Consider the following 18,630-nt stretch of genomic DNA (forward strand, 5'->3'; position numbering starts at 1 on the left):
CTTCACCGGCTATTCAGGCTGCGGATTTTAGGGAGATTTCACCCAGCGCGGAACTGTAGCCGGGGCCACTCCCAGCCTTGGGCGGCGTGGAAGAATGGGGCCTATGACTGCCATCGCAACTGCAAAAGCAACCATCCACACGAGCCTCGGCGACATCAGGGTTGACCTCTTCGGCAACCACGCGCCCAAGACCGTCAAAAACTTCATCGGCCTCGCCACGGGCGAGCAGGCGTGGACCCACCCGGAGACCGGCGAGGACAAGACCGGCACTCCGCTTTACAACGGAACCGTCTTCCACCGCATCATCAAGGACTTCATGATCCAGGCCGGCGATCCGCTGGGCCGCGGAACGGGTGGCCCCGGCTACCGTTTCGACGACGAGATCCACCCGGAGCTCACCTTCAACCAGCCCTACAAGCTGGCCATGGCCAACGCCGGCATCCAGATGGGCAAGGGCACCAACGGCTCGCAGTTCTTCATCACCACCATTCCCACCGACTGGCTACAGGGCAAACACAGCATCTTCGGTGAGGTGGCGGACGATGAATCCAAGAAGGTTGTTGACGCCATCGAGGGTGTCCGCACCGGGATGGGCGACCGCCCGGTGGAGGACGTCACCATTAACAGCATCGACATCGAACAGCTGTAATACCGAACCATGAGTTACGGAATTCCGTCGGCTGAGCCGTCCGCCCAGGTTCCGGTATGCCCGCGGCACCCTGACCGGCCCTCGTACGTGCGCTGCCAGCGGTGCGGTCGCCCCGCATGCCCCGAGTGCCAGCGGGCGGCCGCCGTCGGATTCCAATGCATTGACTGCGTCAACGAAGCAAAACGTACGACGCCGGAAGTACGGACTGTCTACGGCGGTGCCGTCGCCACCGGCAAACCTAAGGTGACGTTCGGGATCATCGCCGCCTGTGCCGTGCTGTATGTCCTGCAGTGGCTTGTCCCCAATGGCGCCGTTTACCAGGCCCTGGGCTTTGCCAACATCTACGCCGAGCCCGGGTGGGGCCAGTTCGAGCCGTGGCGGATGCTCACGGCCGCGTTTCTGCACTCCCAGGGGTTCATCCTCCACATCGTGCTGAACATGTACATGCTGTGGATATTCGGACAGGCCCTTGAGCCGCTGTTGGGACGGGTACGGTTCCTGGCCCTTTACGTGATTTCCGCGCTCGGCGGATCCGTTGGCTATCTCCTGCTGACTCCCCTCTATCAGCCCGGCCAGCCGCTGTACGGAGTGGTGGGAGCTTCCGGGGCCATCTTCGGGCTCTTCGGCGCCACGTTGCTCGTTCAGCGCCACCGGGGCGCTGATACCCGCCAACTGTGGGTGCTGATCGCCATCAACGGCGTGATCGGCTTCCTGATACCCCAGATAGCCTGGCAGGCACACCTCGGTGGTTTGATCACCGGCGGGCTCTGCGCTGCGGTCCTCGCCTATACTCCGCGCGGACGCCGCCAGGGACTGCTCCAGGCCGCAGGCCTGGTGGCGGTACTGGTCCTGCTGGCATTGGCGGCGTGGGTGCGGGTCTCCTAGCTCACCTAGGGGCCCCTGAGGTCCATCTACGACAAACCCCCGACGTCCGAAAGGGCGCCGGGGGTTTTTCTGTTATCCACAGCCCTTATCCACAGTGTTGGTAACTTACACCCCTGTGATTCACTCTTGGAAACTTCAGTGCGCGCCAGTTGGCGGGCTTTTCCCACTTTGAACTGGCTCCTTCTCCACACCTGTGGATAAGTCTTGGGGATAGGCCTGTGCTTAAGTGGACAAAGTAGGCATTCTTGGCACGATTGTGGATAAGTCGAACAGTATTGTGGCTAACCAAGGGGTCCGCCCCGTTGCATGGCGTCGTATCAACAGGCTTATGCACATTGTTAATAAGTTCCGCCCTTGTAGTTCGCCATCGGTAATGCCACTGCATCGCAGTATGCGGGCCTTCGGCACCCGTTTTATCCCCCAACTCTTTCCACAGCTGTGGATAACTTGTGGGTATCGCGGTGTTGGTAAGTGGATAAGCTGCTGGTGCTGTCTTTTCCCGCCCCGCGCCCCAGGAGGACTTCCTTGACCGCCACCACCAGACACATCTTCCTTGACAAGCAACACCCTGCCCTGTGGCGTGCCATCAACGGGCTGGCGCTCAAGATCAAGGAAGCAGCAAAAGATGCCGGCATCGACGCCAAGACCCTGGAACTCCTCAATGTGAGGATGTCGCAGATCAACGGGTGCGCTTTTTGCCTGGACCTTCACGTCAAGGAAGCAATCCAGGCGGGCGAGACAGCGCAGCGGTTGGCTGTGCTGCCCGCATGGCGCGATACAGCGCTGTTCACGGAGAAGGAGCGGGCGGCGCTGGCCCTGACCGAAAGCATCACGGAGCTCCCCGATCAGCGGCTCAGGGAGCAGGAGGAAGGTTTTGCCAGGGAATACCTCACGGAGGAGGAATTCTCGGTGGTAAGTTGGGCGGCAGCCAGCATGAACGCCTTCAACCGCATCTCCATCACCAGCCACCATCCGGTCCGTCGGGACCGCTGAAAAGCGCTGGAGCCCGTGAAGATGTTATCCACAGGTATTCCACACTGTTAATAACCGCATCCGGTGTGCGAGTTTAGTACTTTGGCCCCACTTCTGGCGCATGGGCGGGGTCCTGCTCCGTTATCCGCAGGTTTTCAACAGTGTGGATAACTTTTCCAACAGCTGGGGACAATCCCCTGCGGGATGGATTACAGCCAGACGCCGGAGGACCCCCTCCGGTGGCTGTCCACCAGGTGTGTATCCACCATTCCGATGGCTTCCATCAGGGCGAACATGGTGGTTGGCCCCACAAAGGAGAAGCCCTTCCTGCGCAGCGCCTTGGACAACGCCACCGACTCCTCCGATTGGGTGGGGATATCTGAGTGGAGCAAGGGCCGAGGGGTGGTGGAGGGCTGGAAGTTCCAGACCAAGTCCACCAGGCCTCCCTCCTGCCTCAGGGCGAGGGTGGCCCTGGCATTCCTGATGGCGGCAAGGATTTTCAGGCGGTTCCTGACGATGCCGGGGTCCTGCAGGAGCCGCTCCACATCTTCGTCGGTATAGAGCGCCACAGCATCAGGGCTGAAGTCCGCGAAAGCGGCACGGAATGCCGGGCGCTTGCGCAGGATGGTGGCCCAGGAAAGCCCCGCTTGAAAGCCTTCAAGGCAGATACGTTCGTAGAGGCCCTGTTCATCCTTGACCGGAACGCCCCACTCATGGTCGTAATAGTCCCGCATAAGCGGATCGACGGCGGCCCAGGCAGGACGGGCCAGCCCGTCGTCGCCCACCACCACGCCAGGCGTGTCAGCGGCCATGCGGTTCCTCCCGGGATACGTGCCCGCAGGCGGGCCAGGAAAAGCTTAGGAGCGCCACCGCGTGGTCATCAGGAAACCCACGATGGCGATGCCGAAGCCGGCCACGATGTTCCAGGATTCCCATGCCTGGACGGGAAAGCGCCCTTCACTGATGTAGAACGTGATGATCCAGAACAGGCCGATGATCATCAGGCCGAACATCACGGGCTTGAACCACACCGGATTTGGTTTGTAGGCCTGGGGGGAAGCCTGCTGGGCGGTGCTGGCAGTCTTCTTGCGCGGCTTTGACTCGGGCACTGGCTCTCCTTGGCGGGCTGAGGCAAGCTCGGCATCCCGGGCTTGATATCCTGCAAGAAGGAAATTGCCAGCGGTCTGCGCGATCTTGGTCAAATCTGGATTCTTACTAGCAGCCAATTCTAGCCGGAGTTCACGGGCCGCCGGTGCCCAGCGGAACCGCCCCCAAGGAGAACCCGTGGTATTGCAGGAGAAGGTGAGGCCCGCCGCTGCCCCTGCACCCGCCGTCGGCATTCTGCGCGGGACCGTTCAGGTGCTCGGCGAACTGCTCATCACGGGAGGCATCATCCTCCTGCTGTTCGTCGCCTGGCAGCTGTGGTGGACCAATGTCGAATCGGACGCCAAGCAGACCGAAGTCATCAAGGAATTCGCCCAGGACATTGGCGGTGCAGCCCCAGCAGCCCCCGATGCCGTGGCCCCGCCGGCCGGCGAGGACTTCGGTCCGCCCGTGGTGGCCGGCGCACCCGGCCACGCCGGGACCATCGGGATTATGTACATCCCCCGGTTCGGCGCCAACTACACCCGCCCCATCGTGCAGGGAACCAGCAGTGACGTCCTGGACACCCTGGGATTGGGCCACTACGCCAATACGGCCATGCCCGGAGCGGTGGGCAACTTCGCGGTCGCAGGACACCGGCAGACCCACGGCGCAGTGCTGGACAACATCCACACCCTGGTTCCCGGCGATAAGATTTACGTCCAGACCAAGGACGGCTACTACGTCTACGTCTTCCGAAACAACCAGATCGTGATGCCCTCCCGCGCCGACGTCCTGGAACCGGTGCCCACCCAGCCGGGCGTCGCACCCACGGAAAGCTTCCTGACCATGACGAGCTGCAACCCGCGCTTCGGAGCCGAAGAACGCATCATTGCCTATGCGCTGCTGGACAGCTGGCGCCCCGCATCAGCCGGGCCGCCTGCAGAAATCGCAGCCCAGGTAGCCGCGGCGATCGGAAAGGGCTGAGCATGTACGGCTGGATCTTCCGGCACCTTCCCGGGCCATTGTGGCTGCGGATCGTCACCTCACTGGTACTCATCGCCGTCGCACTGGTATTGATGGTCCAGTTCCTTTTTCCATGGATGTCCGAGTACACCCAATTCACCGACTCAACGATTGGTGCAGCAAGCCAGCCATGACCACAACCAAGATCCTCGTGGTGGATAACTACGACAGCTTCGTCTACACCCTGGTGGGCTACCTCCAGGAGCTCGGCGCCGAGACCACCGTGGTCCGCAACGACGACGTCACCCTGGCCGAGGCCATCGAACTCGCCGGCACCCGCGACGGCGTCCTGATCTCCCCAGGCCCGGGCAACCCTGCCGAGGCCGGCGTCTGCATTGAGCTCATCAAGTGGTGCGGGGAAAACAGCGTTCCCATGTTCGGAGTGTGCCTGGGACACCAGGCCCTGGCCGAGGCCTTCGGCGGCAAGGTGACACACGCGCCCGAGCTTATGCACGGCAAGACCTCACTGGTGGAACACATCGGCACCAGCGTTTTCGCGGGACTCCCCTCCCCCGTCACCGCCACCCGCTACCATTCCCTGGCCGCTGTCCGGGAGTCCATTCCCGATGTCCTTGAGGTCACCGCGGAAACCGCCTCCGGCGTCGTGATGGGCCTCCAGCACCGTACTGCTCCCCTCTGCGGGGTGCAGTTCCACCCGGAATCAGTGCTGACCGAGGGCGGCTACCAGATGCTCGGGAACTGGCTTGAGTCGCTGGGAATGGCCGGGGCGGCAGCCCGGGCAGCCAAACTGAGTCCGCTCATCCAGCACTGACCTGCCTGCTGCCTGCCGGTCAGTCGTCGTCGTCCTTCTTGCTGGATGTCGGCGTCGGTGTCGGGGTTGGCTCGGGGCTTGGCGGGGGCGGCGGCGGAGCTTTGGCCACCACGATGGTGACGGTCTTGCCCTGATCCACTGAGGCGTTGACCGCATCGCTCTGGTCGGTCACCCTGCCTGCCTCCACCTGGGCGTTTTCCACCTCAATGACGTTGGGGACCAGGCTCAGCTCCTTCAGGGCAGCCTCGGCTTCCTCGCGGGTCCGGCCGCGCAGTTCGGGGACTGCCACCTTGCCCGTGGACACCACAAGTTCAACTGTGGTTCCCACTCCCACCATTTGGCCGGGAGCAGGGCTGCTGGTTATCACGATTCCTGCCGGCACGGTGGCGCTGTTGGCAGTGGTGGTGGACGGGGCGCCCACCAGCCCGCTCTGCCGCAGGATGTCCCGTGCTGCCGCCTCAGTCTTACCCGGAAGGTTCTCGGGGACTTTGACGGCACTGGGCCCTTCGGAAACGTTCAGAACCAGCTCGGAATTGGGCTCCAGAAATTCACCGGATGCCGGATCAGTCCCGATGGCCAGCCCCTTGGGAACCGTATCGTTCTGGCTTCGAACGATCCGTGGCCGCAGATCCGCGTTGTACAGTTCCTGCAGCGCCGCCGATTCGGTCATGGAGGCAACCGCTGGAATCTGTACCTGGGGCGGTGGCGGGGCCGGACGGTTGACGGTGTTGTACACCCACAATCCGCCGCCGGCGAGCACCAGCAGGGTAAGGATCACCAAGGTTGTTATCCACGCCCGACGGCGGGACTTCTGCCGGGCGGTGCGCTCACGTTCAGGTTCCAGCCCCAAGGGCAGCGCGCCGGTGTCCCGGGATTCATCCGCGGCGGGAGCCATGGCTGATCCGCCGTTAAGCGGGACCGCGTTGGTGGGCAGCCTGCCGGTGGGTGCATCGTCCAGGAAGCCGGTTCCGGTGACCGCGAATGCCTGGGTTGCCGGAGCCGTTGGTACGTGGTCGTTCGGGTCCGTTGGGGCCTCTGAAGCGGCGAGTGCCGTGACAGGAATGCCGGCCCTCGCGGCGCGGAGGGCACGCTGGAAAGCGGCAGCGTCCTGGAACCTGTCATCGCGGTTTTTTTGCAGGGCTTTGGCCAACACGGTATCCAGCGCATGCGAAACGTCAGGGTTTACGCTGCTGGCGGGCTCGGGAATCTCACGGACGTGCTGGTAGGCCACGGACACGGGGCTGTCGCCGATGAACGGCGGCCGGGAGGTGAGCATTTCGTACAGGAGGCAGGCTGCGGAATACAGGTCGCTCCGGGCATCCACTGTTTCACCCCTCGCCTGCTCCGGCGAGAGATACTGGGCGGTGCCCACCACTGCCTGCGTCTGGGTCATGGTGGCTGAAGAGTCGGCGATGGCACGGGCGATGCCGAAGTCCATGACTTTCACCGAATCTGTACCTTCGCAGTACATCACGTTGGCCGGTTTGATGTCCCGATGCACGATGCCGGCCTTGTGGCTGTATTCCAAGGCGGCGAGGACGCCCAGGCAGTAGTCGATGGCCTGGCCAATGGTGACGTCGTTGGCGCGGATGAGGTCCCGGATGGTCTTGCCCTCAACGAATTCCATCACGATGTAGGGCACCCGGACGTTCTCGGCCGACCCGTCAGGAACCACGTGTTCGCCTGTGTCATAGATGGCCACAATGGACGAGTGGTTCAGTGCAGCGACGGCCTGGGCTTCCCGCTTGAACCGCGCCTGGAACTGGGGATCCCGTGCCAGGTCCGGCCGCAGCAGCTTGACGGCCACGGTGCGTCCCAGCCGGGTGTCCACCCCGCGGTACACATCCGCCATACCGCCGCGGCCAATCAGGGCGCCAAGCTCGTAGCGGCCGCTCAGGACACGCTGGTTATCCACCGGGAGGCTGTCCTCACGGTGCAACGGTGTGCGCGGTGACTCGTTCATTGGTCGGTCCTGCAGCTACGGGGCGCAGGTCGGGGGCAGGCCCGGCAGCTGGTCGTCGGCACAGGTGGGCAGGGTCGATTGCGGGGTGGGCGGCGCTGCCACCGCGGTGGTGGTGGGAGACGGTGGCGGCGGCGGTGATGAGGTTGTTGGGGCAGGCGGCGCCACCGCGTAGATGACGGTGATGGGAGAACCCTCCGGCACTGCACCCACGGGGTTCAGCTCAATGACCCTTCCCGGCGCGTCGGTAGTGCTTTCCTGCGGGACCACCGTGACAGCGAGCCCCAGGGCGGCCAGTTCGGCCTGGACCTGGCGGTAGTCCTTCCCGAGGTAGGCGGCAGGGATCACGTTGACCGTCTCCTGCGTGGGTTCAGGGTCCGGCGTCGGGGTGTTGGGTGTCGCCGTCGTCGGCGGTGTCGTCCTGGTGGGGCTTGCGGTGGTGGCGGGCGGGCTGCTGGTCGTGACGGCGACTGTGGGGTCGTTGGAGGGAAAAAGGATCCCGCGCTGGTTGAGGAAGAATCCAACCAGAGCGAACAGGAGCAGCAGGATCAGGGCAATCAACGGCCAGGTCCAGGGACTGCGGCCCTTGCGTTCCGGTTCATCGGCTGGCTCGTCGTCGTACGCTGTGTCTTCCTGGTCCCAGCTTCGCTCGGCGGCGAGGGCGTTTGCCCGCGCGAGGTTACCCTGGGGAGCGTCAGCGTCCGCGGCAGAGGCCCCGGCAGCTCCGGCGGCCATTCCGGCTGCGGCACTGGCCGCGCCGGCACCGAGCACCGGCAGGGCCGACGTGGGGGTGGGCGAAGAATCGCGGGAGGCTCCGATGATGCCGGTGGGTGCGGTGGCCGTGTCCACAGGGGCAGTGATGGGTCCCGTGTCCGCCGAGTCAAAGAGCAGCATGCCCGGGACTGCGGCGCGTGCGGCGCTGATATCGCCGTTGCGGATGGCCTCGGCGGCTTCAGCGAGCTTTATGGCGTTGGCAGGCCGGTCTTTGGGATCCTTGGCCAGCATGGACATGAGGAGGGCACGGACCGGGGAGGGCAGGGTTTCCGGCAGCGGCGGCGGAGCATCGTTGACCTGGGCCAGCGCGATGGCGATCTGCGACTCCCCGGTGAAGGGGCGGTGTCCGCTGAGGCACTCGTATCCGATGACGCCCAGGGAATAGATGTCCGATGATCCGGTGGCGGTCTGGCCGGTGGCCTGCTCGGGAGCCAGATACTGCGCGGTGCCCATGACCTGGCCCGTTTGGGTGAGGGGCACCTGGTCGGCGAGGCGGGCGATGCCGAAGTCAGTGACCTTTACGCGTCCGTCAGGGGTGATGAGCAGGTTCCCGGGCTTGATGTCGCGGTGCACCAGCCCCTGGGCATGGGCGACGGCGAGGGCGCGGGCGGTCTGGGCGATCATGGACAGCGTCCGGTCCGGGGACAGCACCTGCTCGTGCTCGATGATGCTGCTCAACGGCTGGCCCGGAACGAGTTCCATGACCAGGTAGGCCGAGCCCTCTTCCTCGCCGTAGTCGAAGACATTGGCGATGCCCACGTGGTTCAGCAGTGCGGTGTGGCGGGCCTCCGCGCGGAAACGCTGAAGGAAGCCGGGGTCGCCCGTGTATTCCTCCTTGAGCACTTTGATCGCGACGATGCGGCCCAGGACGAGGTCCTTGGCTTTCCAGACTTCCCCCATCCCGCCGATCGCGATCCGCGTGGTCAGCTGGAATCTGCCGCCGAGGGTGATTCCGGTTGTAGGCCTCACTTATTCAACACCGCCTCAAAAATTTTCTTCGCGTTGGGACTGGTCAGCTGTGCGCCGGTGGTGATGTCCACGCCTTCCATGACGATGGTGACAACCACCTCCGGGTTGTTGGCGGGGGCAAAGCCGGTGAACCAGGAGTTGTTGGTGCCGTTGCCGAGTTCCGCTGTTCCGGTCTTGCCCGCCACCTGGACACCGGGAACGGCTGCCCGGTTCGCGATGCCCTCGCTGACCGCACTCACCATCCACTCCGTGATCTGGTTGGCGATCTCCGGGGTGGTGGAAGTCCTTAGCTGCTCCGGCTGTGGTTCGTCGATGACCCGGAGGTCCGGGGAACGCAGGGTCTTGATGAGGTTCGGCTGCATCTGGACGCCGTCGTTCGCAATCGCGGCGGTCATCATTGCCACCTGCAGCGAGGTGGCACGCACGTCCTTCTGGCCGATGGCGGACTGGGCCAGGCCCGGTGCATCAAGGTCGTCAGGGAAGCCGTTGCCACGGGCATAGTCAAGCTTCAACTGGTCGCCCATGTCCTCGCCGAAACCGAACTTTTCGGCCTGTGTTGCGATGGCGTCACGGCCCAGGTCCAAAGCGATGCTGGCAAAGGGGGTGTTGCACGACTGCTGCAGGGCGAAGGCGAAACCGGCCGTGTCACGCGTGTAGCAGTTGCCGCCCGCATAGTTCGGCAGCCGGTACTGGATTCCCTCGAACGGCAGCTCTGCCGGGTTGGGGAGAACGCTGTCCTTGTTGTACTTGCCGGAGGCCAGCGCTGCAGCAGTGTCCACCAGCTTGTACACGGAGCCCGGGGCGAGCAGCTCGCCCGTGGGTCCGCTGACGTTCTGGTTCAGGTTGATGCCGGGGACCTTGGCCAGCTCATTGATGTTGGCGTTTTCGGCGTCCGGGTCCTGGGTGGCCACCCGGTTGGGATCGTAGGAAGGCTTGGACACCATGGCCAGGATGGACCCGGTCTTGGGATTCATGACCACGATCGATCCGCGCTGGCCCTCCGGAATCAGGCTGTAGGCGAGCCGCTGGATTTCGGGGTCGATGGTGAGTTCCACCGACGCCCCCATGGGCTGGTTTCCCAGGAAAAGTTGTCCCACCCGGTCCAGGAACAGCTGGTCCGAGTCGCCCGCCAACACCTCGCCCATGGCGCGTTCCAGTCCCGTGGCACCATAGTTCTGGGAGAAGTAGCCGGTAATTCCGGCGTAGAGCTCGGGCTGGGTGTAGGTGCGCTGGAACTTGCAGGTTTCGGAACCGCTCTCCACAGATTCAGCTATTGGGGAGCCGCCAACAATGATGGCGCCGCGGTCGCTGCAGTAGTTCTGCAGGATGGCGCGCTGGTTCCAGGGGTTGTCCTTCAGTTCATCGGCGCCCACTACCTGGACGTAGCTGATGGCACCGAAAATCAGGACGAACATGGCGATCGCTGCCACCCATGAATGCCGTATTGCCTGGTTCACAGGTGCTTCACCGCCTCGGTTGGAGTATCAATGCCTACGGGTTCCGATCCTTTGGCCGGCGGCAGCGGGGTGGTATCCACGGGGCCACGGGCAGTGTGCGAGATCATGAGCAGCAGGCCGACGATGATCCAGTTGGCCAGCAGGGAGGAACCTCCGGCGGCCAGGAAGGGCGTTGTCAGGCCGGTGAGCGGGATCAGCCTTGTGACGCCGCCGATCACCACGAAACACTGCAGTGCCACCGCGAAGGACAGCCCGCAGGCGAGGAGTTTTCCGAACGCGTCCCGGGTGCCCAGTGCCGCGCGGAAACCGCGCGTGAAGAGCAGCAGGTACATCAGGACCACCGCGAAGAGGCCGATCAGGCCCAGTTCCTCGCCGAGCGACGCGATGATCATGTCGCTGTTGGCAAAGGGCACAAGGTCCGGCCGGCCCTGGCCCAGTCCGGTTCCCACCAGTCCTCCGTTGGCCATGCCGAAGAGTCCCTGGACAATCTGTCCGCTGCCGCCGGGCGAACGGCCGTACACCTCCTCGGTGAAAGCATTGAGCCAGCCATCGATGCGGAGCCCAACGTGGGAGAAAACGCGCGAAGCCACGAAGCCGCCGCCCAGGATCAGGGCAACGCCGATCACTACCCAGCTGATGCGGCTGGTGGCCACGTAGATCATCACGATGAACAGGCCGAAGAACAGGACCGAGGAGCCAAGGTCGCGCTGGAAAATGAGCACGCCGATGCTGACCAGCCAGGCGGTGATCATGGGGCCCATGTCCTTGAACCGCGGGAACTGCAGGGGGCCGATCTTCCGGCCTGCCAGCAGGATGAGGTCGCGGTTGGATGAAAGATAACCCGCAAAGAATATCGCCAACGTGATCTTTGCGATCTCACCGGGCTGGAAGGTCATGGGCCCGAGGCGGATCCACACACGGGCACCGAGGATCTCCCCGGCGCTGATGCCCGGAATGAGGGGCAGGATCAGCAGGAGGGCACTCGCGGCCAGCGAAATGAACGTAAATCTGCGCAGGACGCGATGGTCCTTGAGGAACCAGATTACGGCAATGGCCACGGCCATGGCGATCAGCGTCCAGCGCAACTGGTTGTTGCCGGTATCAGCGCCGGGCGTGTCGAGGCGGTGGATCATAGCCAGGCCGAGCCCGTTCAGCGCCACCACCAAAGGAAGTATTACCGGATCGGCATACTTCGCGCGGAAGCGGAGGACACCGTGGAATACGAGTGCTGCAACGGCCAGGAGGCTGGACTGGAACCAGAAATCGGAGTCGAAGGCCTTTTCCTGGTCCACGCCCACCAGCATGTTGGCGCCGATGCCCACGGCCAGGGCCAGGAGGAGCAGCGCGAGTTCAACGTTGCGCCGGGTTTTGGGCATTGTACTGAGCTGGCTCATTGGCCCCCCTCGCAGGTGACAGTGGGCGTGGGTGATGGCGGCGGGCTCGCCGGCGTGGGCGCTGAAGCCGCCTCTGCGGGGGGCGCCGCCGTTTCGGTCGGGGACGGAGCCGGCGTTGTTGGGCTGGCGGTGGCGGAAGCCGGTGGAGTGGGGCACTCTTCTTCGGGGGACGTGGTGCCCGTGAGTTCGAGGTTTTTCACGATCCGCTGGGCGTCGTAGAGGTCGTTGGCGGGCACCGTCTGGCGGACGCGCTGCTGGGAGAAGGGGGGAAGGGAGTCCATCCGGATTTCCGTGACCGCTTCGAGGCTGGAGAGCTGGATGGGGCCCAGCCGCTGGGACACGCCATTGAATATGGCCACGCGGGAATCAAACTCGCCCACGTAATAGCGGGTCTGGGTCCATGCGTAGCCCAGCCACAGTCCGACGGTCAGGACCACCAGTATTGCAGCGGCGATGGACCAGGTAACCCACCGGCGGGGCTTCAGGGGCACAAGCGTTTCGTCGTCGTCCGCCGTTTGCGGCTCTGCCTTGTGTGTGAGGAGGGTAGCCGCACGGCGTGCCACGGTACGTCCGCCGATGGTGGGAATGGAGCCGGATTCGGCCGCGGAGACGGCGGCACCTACCAGCTCATGTGGGCGCGAAGCCAGTTCTTCCCGCAGGACTTCAGCGGTCAGATGTTCACCCAGGTGGGGGTCGGTGGGACCGGGCTCGACGGCGCTGGATCCCGACCCGTCAGCGGCAGGTTCTGCTGCGGTTTCACCCGGAGGCTTCCCGCCATCCTGGGAGCTGCCGGCGGCGGGGGCATCAGCCGCGGCAGCGGGCCTGGTGACCGCAAGGGGAGGGACAATGTCGACGGCGGCCGTGCTGACGTCGTCGGGCGTTTCCTCCACTATTTCCACCATGACAACGGTGACGTTGTCCGGGGAACCGGCTTCCAGGGTCAGGTCCACAAGGGTTTCCACGCACTCGCGCAGGTCCTTGGTTTCCTTGACCGTGCGCTCCACCGCGTGACCGGCCACGTAGTTGAGACCATCGGAGCAAAGGAGCCAGCGGTCTCCCGGCCTTACATCCAGGGTGTCCAGATCCAGTTCGGGGCTGGCGTCCACGTCGCCGAGAACCCGCATCAGGACGTTCTTATGGGGGTGGCTTTCCGCCTCCTCCGGCTTGAGCCGGCCTTCGTCGATGAGCCGTTGGACGAAGGTGTGGTCAACGCTGACCTGCTTGAACTTCCCGTCCCGGAGCCGGTAGGCACGGGAGTCGCCGATATGGGCGAAGTGAAGTTTCCCCTCGGCCAGCAGGAGGGCCGTGACGGTAGTGCCCATGCCCGCCAGTTTGGGGTTGACGTGCACGAGTTCGGAGAGCAGGGAATTCGCTGTCTGGATCTCGTCGGCGAGGATGGTGCCGGCGTCGCCGTCATAGTCGCCGCGGTCCAGGTGGATCATGTCCAGCACAGTGGCGGCGGAGGCGACGTCACCGCCGGCATGGCCGCCCATGCCGTCAGCCACAACGGCCAGGTGACGGCCGGCGTAAGCGGAGTCATCATTCTTTGACCGGATCCGGCCCACGTCCGAGCGGGCGGCGAAGCGCATGATGAGGGGCCGCTCCGCGGGCGTTGGCCCGTTTGCGGCGTTCTCGGGAACGGCCACGCTATGGCCTCAATTCAATGACCGTCTTGCCGATTCTCACAGGTACGCCTGGCTCAACGGGCAGGGCACGGGTAAGTTGCTGGTCCGCCAGGTAGGTTCCGTTTGTGGAGCCCAGATCCTCGATGAACCAGCGGCTGCCCTGGGGGAACAGCCTGGCGTGGCGGCCGGAAGCGTAGTCGTCCTCGAGCACCAGCGTTGCCTCCTGGGCGCGGCCCAGCAGGATAGGGCTGGCGGCCAGCGGAAGCGACGTTCCCTTCAAGGGACCTTCCACCACCACCAGTTGCCGTGCCTGCTGCTTGACAGGCTGCGGCGGAGCATCGGCGAGTTCCGGATTTCTGCGGACCTGGCGGGCCGTTGGCACGCCCGAGGCTGCCTTGCGGCCGACCATGAGGTCGCGGCGCATGGCAGAAACGATGCTGAAGATGAGCACCCAGAGGAGCAGCAGGAAGCCAAACCGCAGCGCGGTGATGGTCAGGTCGCTCATGCGTGGCCACCAGGGCTGGCAGGAAGCAGGCGGAAGATGATCTTTGTCCGTCCCATCGTGATGGTGGAGCCGTCAGTGAGTTCGGTGCTTCCGGAAACCTTTTGCCCGTTGACGTAGCTTCCGTTGGTGGAACCCATGTCCACGGCGCTCGTCACGCCGTTGGCAGTGCGGATTTCCAGGTGGCGGCGCGAGACCCCGGTGTCTTCAACGTGGATATCGGCCTCAGAGGACCTGCCGAGCACGATGGACGGGGCGTTCAGCGAGTAGCGCTGGCCGTCGATGTCCAGCACGGGCTGGAGCCTGACCGGTTGGCGGCTGGGGGCGGCAGGAACATTGGGGCGGGCGGGGCTGCCGGCAGCACCGACGGATTTCTCCGTCGTGGAGACAATTTCGAAGTCCCCGGCGCGCACTTCCGCATCGCGGCGGAAGGAGATCCGCACCGAGCCTTGAAGGGTGTAGCCCTGGCTGCGGACGTGGTTGATGACAACGTCGCACAGTTCTTCGGCCAGCGGGGTGCCCCATTCCTGGGCACGGCGGAAATCGTCGTCGCTGAGCCGGACGTCAAAAACGTTCGGCGCCAGCGTGCGCCCGGCAGCTACCGTCAGGGATTTGTGGTCCACCTCGCGGCGAAGCCTGCTGGCGATCTCCACGGGTTCAACCTGGGCTTTGGAGCCGGTGGAGAAGACGCCCCGGACAGCCTTTTCAATGCCGCGTTCAACTTTGTCCAGCAGTCCCATGGTTCTTCTCCTCTCCCCCCGGACGCGGGGCAGTTTTCATTGCGGAACTTCACGCGCCGTGCAGTTCGCAACTCAACAGTGCGCCTGCATGCAGCAGCCGCGTTTACATCCGATACTACTGGGCAGGCCTGCTAATGACCTTAATCCACAACGGCCGGGCGCCGGTAAAAGTTCAGTTTGCGGGGGCTGAAGATGCTGGGTTGGCCCTGGCTTCTGGTGGGTCCGGCATTAGTTTTGGACGTCGGCGAGGGCGGTCCCGGCAGCTGCAGGGAGCCCAATTGGTGTTTTGCCGCATCTGTCCGTTATGCTTGATCTCGCTGCTTTTACAAGACTGCGGATCCGGGAAACCGGCCATGGTCCGGTGAAAGAAGTTGCGCGCGAGTGGCGGAACGGCAGACGCGCTGGCTTCAGGTGCCAGTATCCGAAAGGGTGTGGGGGTTCAAATCCCCCCTCGCGCACGCAAATGAAAGAGCCCCGGTCTTTGGACCGGGGCTCTTTTGCTTTCTCCGGCCCTGCCGCTTGTTAACTGGCCGGGCGGGCGGCAGCCTTGAACCGCCGTCGGGAGTTGGCCAGGTGACTGCGCATGGCGGCCGCGGCAGCCGCCTCGTCGCCGTCGGCAATGGCGTCCGAGATGGAGCGGTGCTCCTGCACCACCTGGTCAAAGTGGTCCCGCGCGTAATGCTCGACGCCGGTCATCAGCCGGGTGCGCGGCATGGCGATCATGGTCTGCCCCAGTGCGGCAAGGCAGTCTGAGTAATAGGGGTTGCCGGAGGCCGCGGCCACGGCGCGGTGGAACTCGAAGTCGGACCTCATGGCATGGGCCGGATGGCCGGCGCTGGCGGTGAACTCTTCAAGGGCGGAGATGACTGCCCGCAGCTGCCGCTCCGTGTGGTTCCGGGCCGCCAGCGCCGCAGCCTCCGTCTCCACCCCCATCCGGAATTCCAGCATGTGCAGCCGGTCCTCGGTGGTGGCCACCGGACGGGCGCCCGGCGCTGCCGACGGCCCTTCCGTGGGGGGAGTGAGGGCAAAGCTGCCGCGTCCGCGTTCGGTTTCCACCAGCCCTTCGGCCTGGAGCCGGGTGAGTGCGGCGCGGACCACGGTGCGGCTGACGCCGAAATCACTGATGAGCGTGTTTTCACTCGGGAGCTTCTCGCCTGGCTGGATAACGCCGTCGACGATGCGGTTGCGAAGGTCGGCGGCGAGGTCCGCGGTGAGGTTCCGGCTCATGGCATCAAGGTTACGCGCCGAACTCCACGGACTCGGTGGTCCACGCGCGGGCCTGGTCACTGAGTGTGACGCCGAGGCCGGGGCGGTCCGGGACGATCATCCGGCCGTCCTTGGTTTCGAGGCGCTCGTTGAACAGCGGGTCGAGCCAGTCGAAGTGCTCCACCCACGGCTCGCGGGGGTAGGCGGCTGCAAGGTGCAGGTGGATTTCCATGGCGAAGTGCGGGGCAAGACCCAGGCCGCGTTCGTCTGCCAGGGCGGCGAGGCGCAGGAACTGTGTGATGCCTCCGACGCGCGGGGCGTCCGGCTGGATGATGTCGCAGCCGTGGGCGTTGATAAGGCCCTTGTGCTCGGCCACCGAGGCGAGCATCTCGCCGGTGGCGATGGGGGTGTCCAGGACCTGGGCGAGGTGGGCGTGGCCTTCGAAGTCGTAGGCATCCAGGGGTTCTTCGATCCAGATGAGGTTGAACTCCTCGAGCCGGCGGCCCATGCGGAGGGCGGTGGCGCGGTCCCACTGCTGGTTGGCGTCCACCATGAGCGGGACGTCCCAGCCGATGTGTTCGCGGATTCCGGCGACTCGGCGGAGGTCTTCTTTGCTGTCCGGAAGTCCGACCTTGACCTTGATGCCGCCGATCCCTTCTTCGATGGACTGGGTGGCGCGGGCCTTTACTTCGTCCAGCGTGGCGTTGAGGAAGCCGCCGGAGGTGTTGTAGGTCTGGACGGAGTCGCGGTAGGAGCCGAGGAATTTGGCCAGGGGGAGTCCCGCGCGCTTGGCTTTGAGGTCGTAGAGGGCGATGTCGATGGCGGCGAGGGCCTGGGTGGCGACGCCGGACCGGCCCACCGACGCGCCGGCCCAGAGCAGCTTGGTGTAGATCTTGCCGATGTCGTTGGGGTCCTCGCCGATGATGCCCTCGGCCACCTCCTTGGCGTGGGCGTACTGGGCGGGGCCGCCGGCGCGCTTGGAGTAGCTGAAGCCGATGCCGGTGTGCCCCAGCTCGGTGGTGATCTCGGCGAAGAGGAAGGCCACCTCGGTCATGGGCTTCTGCCGGCCGGTGAAGACCTTGGCGTCACTGATGGGAACAGCAAGGGGAAGGCGGGCGGTGGATAGCTTGACGTGCCGGATCAGGTCAACGGGGCTCATGGATTCTCCTAAGGGCGGGGCTGGGCTCCTTCGCCCACATTCTTAGGATATAAGTTGGCTACTTGTATTACAAGTGGTGCGCGCTGGTGCTCCTTTTAAGGGATCGCTCGAATTCGGTGAGGGCACCATGCCGAGGGCCTGGACGGCTATGTGGGAGTTCTCACCGCTGAAAACAAAGCGTTCCTTGACGAACTTCACGCGCGCTTCCTTGCGGGTCAACACTGGGACCAGTGAGCGCTGGCCGTCCTACTGTCAGGATGACATCTATGACTTTCGAAAAAGTATGCCTGGAAGCGACCGATGGGATCCTATCCTGACAGTCCTTCCGAGTGGCGCCTGACGTCAGGTTGGGGTGTGCTCTATCTGGACGAGTGGCTACGGTAAGCCTTCAGTACGACTGCAGCCCCGCATCTCTGGGGGTGTGGATCAAGGCGGTAAGTGGTGGTCTTTTCGCAGTGCTAATTGGCGCCCTGCTGGTTCGTGAGTGCCTTCACAGCCGGGCTTTTTGTAGGTTCGGCTTGTTGGTCCGCTGCCCCAGGTCCAGGCAGGCGGTTAGGCTTGGCGCAACACGATGCTTGGGGGAGCGGAAGATGGAAGCAATTGCTGTCGACGGTGGCAAGGGAACTGTAGAACTTGGTGCTGATGGGGTGATCCGTCTTGTGTGGAAACCCGGAGTCGTTCTGGAAGCCGTTGATATCCACGCGGCCATGGCAGCGGTCAACGAAGTTGCCGGCGCGCAGGAGTATCCGATGCTGGTCGACATGGAGGGCGTGGGAGCTGTGACCCGTCAGGCCCGCGCGGTGTTCTCCATCCCGTGTGCAGCGTCGCGGGTAGCCTTACTTGGCTCCGGCCCGGTCGATCGCGTCCTGGCGACCTTCATCGTAGGGGTCAGCCCGCCCTGTTCCACACGTTTTTTCACCTCCCGGGAGGATGCCTTGAAGTGGCTTCTTCAAAGTCTTAATCCCTGATGCTCCGTATTGGCTGACAGCCACGGCATCGGCAGAGGTTGTGATGCTTTCAGATGTCGTGAAGGGACACTGTTTTTCTTTTGACGTGCGACGTACTCTTAGCGGAATCCCAGGCAAGGGCGTCCGGGTCGCTGGGGAAACGGGGAAGGGTGAATGAGATGGCACTCAAGGACGAGTGGGACCGACTTGATTCAGAGACGCGCCAGTGGCTCCTGGATAACCCGGGATGCGTGATGGTGCCGCGCACTGTCGCTGCCCTGATACAGCAAAATTCGACAGGGCACCTCGAAGTTGATGAGCACGGCCAGATGCTGCTTTCCCGTGAGGATCTGGATTTTATCCGCGAGAAAGGAACAGGCATCGGGGCACGGGAAATCAGTGAGGAAGTGCGGTTTTTCGATGCAACGGAGCCCGGAAAGCGCAGCTCCTGAACACCTTTTAATATCGGCCCCGTTGAGATCTGAGCGCACCCAACCAAGCGTTGTCATC

19 protein-coding genes and 1 tRNA gene are annotated in these 18,630 nt (G+C 64.1%); 9 read left to right on the top strand and 11 right to left on the bottom strand.

Going from position 1 to position 18,630, the window contains the following annotated elements:
* Positions 1-103 precede the first annotated feature (103 nt).
* The 3 genes from NXY83_RS00075 to NXY83_RS00085 all read left to right on the top strand — a co-directional run bounded on the left by NXY83_RS00075 (position 104) and on the right by NXY83_RS00085 (position 2,527).
* The gene (locus tag NXY83_RS00075; protein WP_258804101.1) at positions 104-649 is read left to right on the top strand and encodes a peptidylprolyl isomerase; all 546 of its coding nucleotides are present in this window, start codon (positions 104-106) and stop codon (positions 647-649) included.
* Between the two features lie 9 nt (positions 650-658).
* A complete protein-coding gene (locus tag NXY83_RS00080; RefSeq protein ID WP_258804102.1) occupies positions 659-1,534 on the top strand; it encodes a rhomboid family intramembrane serine protease in 876 nt (291 codons plus the stop codon).
* A 525-nt stretch (positions 1,535-2,059) separates the two neighbouring features.
* Complete coding sequence (locus tag NXY83_RS00085) at positions 2,060-2,527, top strand: carboxymuconolactone decarboxylase family protein (protein WP_258804103.1); 468 nt, start codon at positions 2,060-2,062, stop codon at positions 2,525-2,527.
* 188 nt (positions 2,528-2,715) lie between these two features.
* Here the strand turns inward: NXY83_RS00085 and NXY83_RS00090 are convergent, their stop codons facing one another.
* Positions 2,716-3,318: a DNA-3-methyladenine glycosylase I gene (locus NXY83_RS00090; protein WP_258804104.1), complete on the bottom strand. Its 603-nt coding sequence runs from the start codon at positions 3,316-3,318 to the stop codon at positions 2,716-2,718.
* Positions 3,319-3,363: 45 nt separating this feature from the next.
* The gene (locus NXY83_RS00095; RefSeq protein WP_258804105.1) at positions 3,364-3,615 is read right to left on the bottom strand and encodes a cell division protein CrgA; all 252 of its coding nucleotides are present in this window, start codon (positions 3,613-3,615) and stop codon (positions 3,364-3,366) included.
* 175 nt (positions 3,616-3,790) lie between these two features.
* On the opposite strand from NXY83_RS00095, the gene NXY83_RS00100 reads away from it, so the two are divergent.
* Genes NXY83_RS00100 through NXY83_RS00110 form a run of 3 tightly spaced genes read left to right on the top strand, consistent with a single transcriptional unit; the run spans position 3,791 to position 5,387 of the window.
* Positions 3,791-4,576, top strand: coding sequence for a class E sortase (locus NXY83_RS00100; protein ID WP_258804106.1), 786 nt, complete (start codon positions 3,791-3,793; stop codon positions 4,574-4,576).
* 2 nt (positions 4,577-4,578) lie between these two features.
* The gene (locus tag NXY83_RS00105) at positions 4,579-4,749 is read left to right on the top strand and encodes a hypothetical protein (RefSeq protein ID WP_165976935.1); all 171 of its coding nucleotides are present in this window, start codon (positions 4,579-4,581) and stop codon (positions 4,747-4,749) included.
* A complete protein-coding gene (locus NXY83_RS00110; RefSeq protein ID WP_258804107.1) occupies positions 4,746-5,387 on the top strand; it encodes an anthranilate synthase component II in 642 nt (213 codons plus the stop codon). Before NXY83_RS00105 ends, NXY83_RS00110 begins: the two co-directional genes overlap by 4 nt.
* Positions 5,388-5,406: 19 nt before the next feature.
* Here the strand turns inward: NXY83_RS00110 and pknB are convergent, their stop codons facing one another.
* Genes pknB through NXY83_RS00145 form a run of 7 tightly spaced genes read right to left on the bottom strand, consistent with a single transcriptional unit; the run spans position 5,407 to position 14,808 of the window.
* Positions 5,407-7,350: a Stk1 family PASTA domain-containing Ser/Thr kinase gene (pknB, locus tag NXY83_RS00115; RefSeq protein WP_258804108.1), complete on the bottom strand. Its 1,944-nt coding sequence runs from the start codon at positions 7,348-7,350 to the stop codon at positions 5,407-5,409.
* Between the two features lie 15 nt (positions 7,351-7,365).
* On the bottom strand, positions 7,366-9,090 hold the full coding sequence (locus NXY83_RS00120; protein ID WP_258804109.1) for a serine/threonine-protein kinase: 1,725 nt from the start codon (positions 9,088-9,090) through the stop codon (positions 7,366-7,368).
* Positions 9,087-10,547, bottom strand: coding sequence for a peptidoglycan D,D-transpeptidase FtsI family protein (locus tag NXY83_RS00125; RefSeq protein ID WP_258804110.1), 1,461 nt, complete (start codon positions 10,545-10,547; stop codon positions 9,087-9,089). Before NXY83_RS00125 ends, NXY83_RS00120 begins: the two co-directional genes overlap by 4 nt.
* Complete coding sequence (locus NXY83_RS00130; protein ID WP_258804111.1) at positions 10,544-11,941, bottom strand: FtsW/RodA/SpoVE family cell cycle protein; 1,398 nt, start codon at positions 11,939-11,941, stop codon at positions 10,544-10,546. The genes NXY83_RS00125 and NXY83_RS00130 overlap by 4 nt, the downstream gene beginning before the upstream one ends.
* On the bottom strand, positions 11,938-13,587 hold the full coding sequence (locus NXY83_RS00135) for a PP2C family protein-serine/threonine phosphatase (RefSeq protein ID WP_258804112.1): 1,650 nt from the start codon (positions 13,585-13,587) through the stop codon (positions 11,938-11,940). The genes NXY83_RS00130 and NXY83_RS00135 overlap by 4 nt, the downstream gene beginning before the upstream one ends.
* A 1-nt stretch (position 13,588) precedes the next feature.
* On the bottom strand, positions 13,589-14,071 hold the full coding sequence (locus NXY83_RS00140) for an FHA domain-containing protein FhaB/FipA (RefSeq protein WP_258804113.1): 483 nt from the start codon (positions 14,069-14,071) through the stop codon (positions 13,589-13,591).
* On the bottom strand, positions 14,068-14,808 hold the full coding sequence (locus tag NXY83_RS00145; protein ID WP_258804114.1) for an FhaA domain-containing protein: 741 nt from the start codon (positions 14,806-14,808) through the stop codon (positions 14,068-14,070). The genes NXY83_RS00140 and NXY83_RS00145 overlap by 4 nt, the downstream gene beginning before the upstream one ends.
* Positions 14,809-15,183: 375 nt before the next feature.
* Here NXY83_RS00145 and NXY83_RS00150 point away from each other — a divergent pair.
* Positions 15,184-15,266 (top strand) — tRNA-Leu (locus tag NXY83_RS00150).
* 64 nt (positions 15,267-15,330) lie between these two features.
* On the opposite strand, the gene NXY83_RS00155 is transcribed toward NXY83_RS00150, so the two are convergent.
* On the bottom strand, positions 15,331-16,035 hold the full coding sequence (locus NXY83_RS00155; protein WP_258804115.1) for a FadR/GntR family transcriptional regulator: 705 nt from the start codon (positions 16,033-16,035) through the stop codon (positions 15,331-15,333).
* 10 nt (positions 16,036-16,045) lie between these two features.
* Positions 16,046-17,173, bottom strand: coding sequence for an L-talarate/galactarate dehydratase (locus tag NXY83_RS00160; protein ID WP_258804116.1), 1,128 nt, complete (start codon positions 17,171-17,173; stop codon positions 16,046-16,048).
* A gap of 590 nt (positions 17,174-17,763) precedes the next feature.
* On the opposite strand from NXY83_RS00160, the gene NXY83_RS00165 reads away from it, so the two are divergent.
* Together NXY83_RS00165 and NXY83_RS00170 are read left to right on the top strand one after the other, a co-directional pair.
* Positions 17,764-18,141 carry an STAS/SEC14 domain-containing protein gene (locus tag NXY83_RS00165; RefSeq protein WP_258804117.1) on the top strand — a complete coding sequence of 126 codons (378 nt, stop codon included), beginning with the start codon at positions 17,764-17,766 and terminating at the stop codon, positions 18,139-18,141.
* A 158-nt stretch (positions 18,142-18,299) separates the two neighbouring features.
* Positions 18,300-18,572 carry a hypothetical protein gene (locus tag NXY83_RS00170; protein WP_258804118.1) on the top strand — a complete coding sequence of 91 codons (273 nt, stop codon included), beginning with the start codon at positions 18,300-18,302 and terminating at the stop codon, positions 18,570-18,572.
* Positions 18,573-18,630 lie beyond the last annotated feature (58 nt).

Origin of the sequence: Pseudarthrobacter sp. NS4, assembly GCF_024758005.1 — a bacterium.
In the GTDB taxonomy this organism is placed as follows: domain Bacteria; phylum Actinomycetota; class Actinomycetes; order Actinomycetales; family Micrococcaceae; genus Arthrobacter.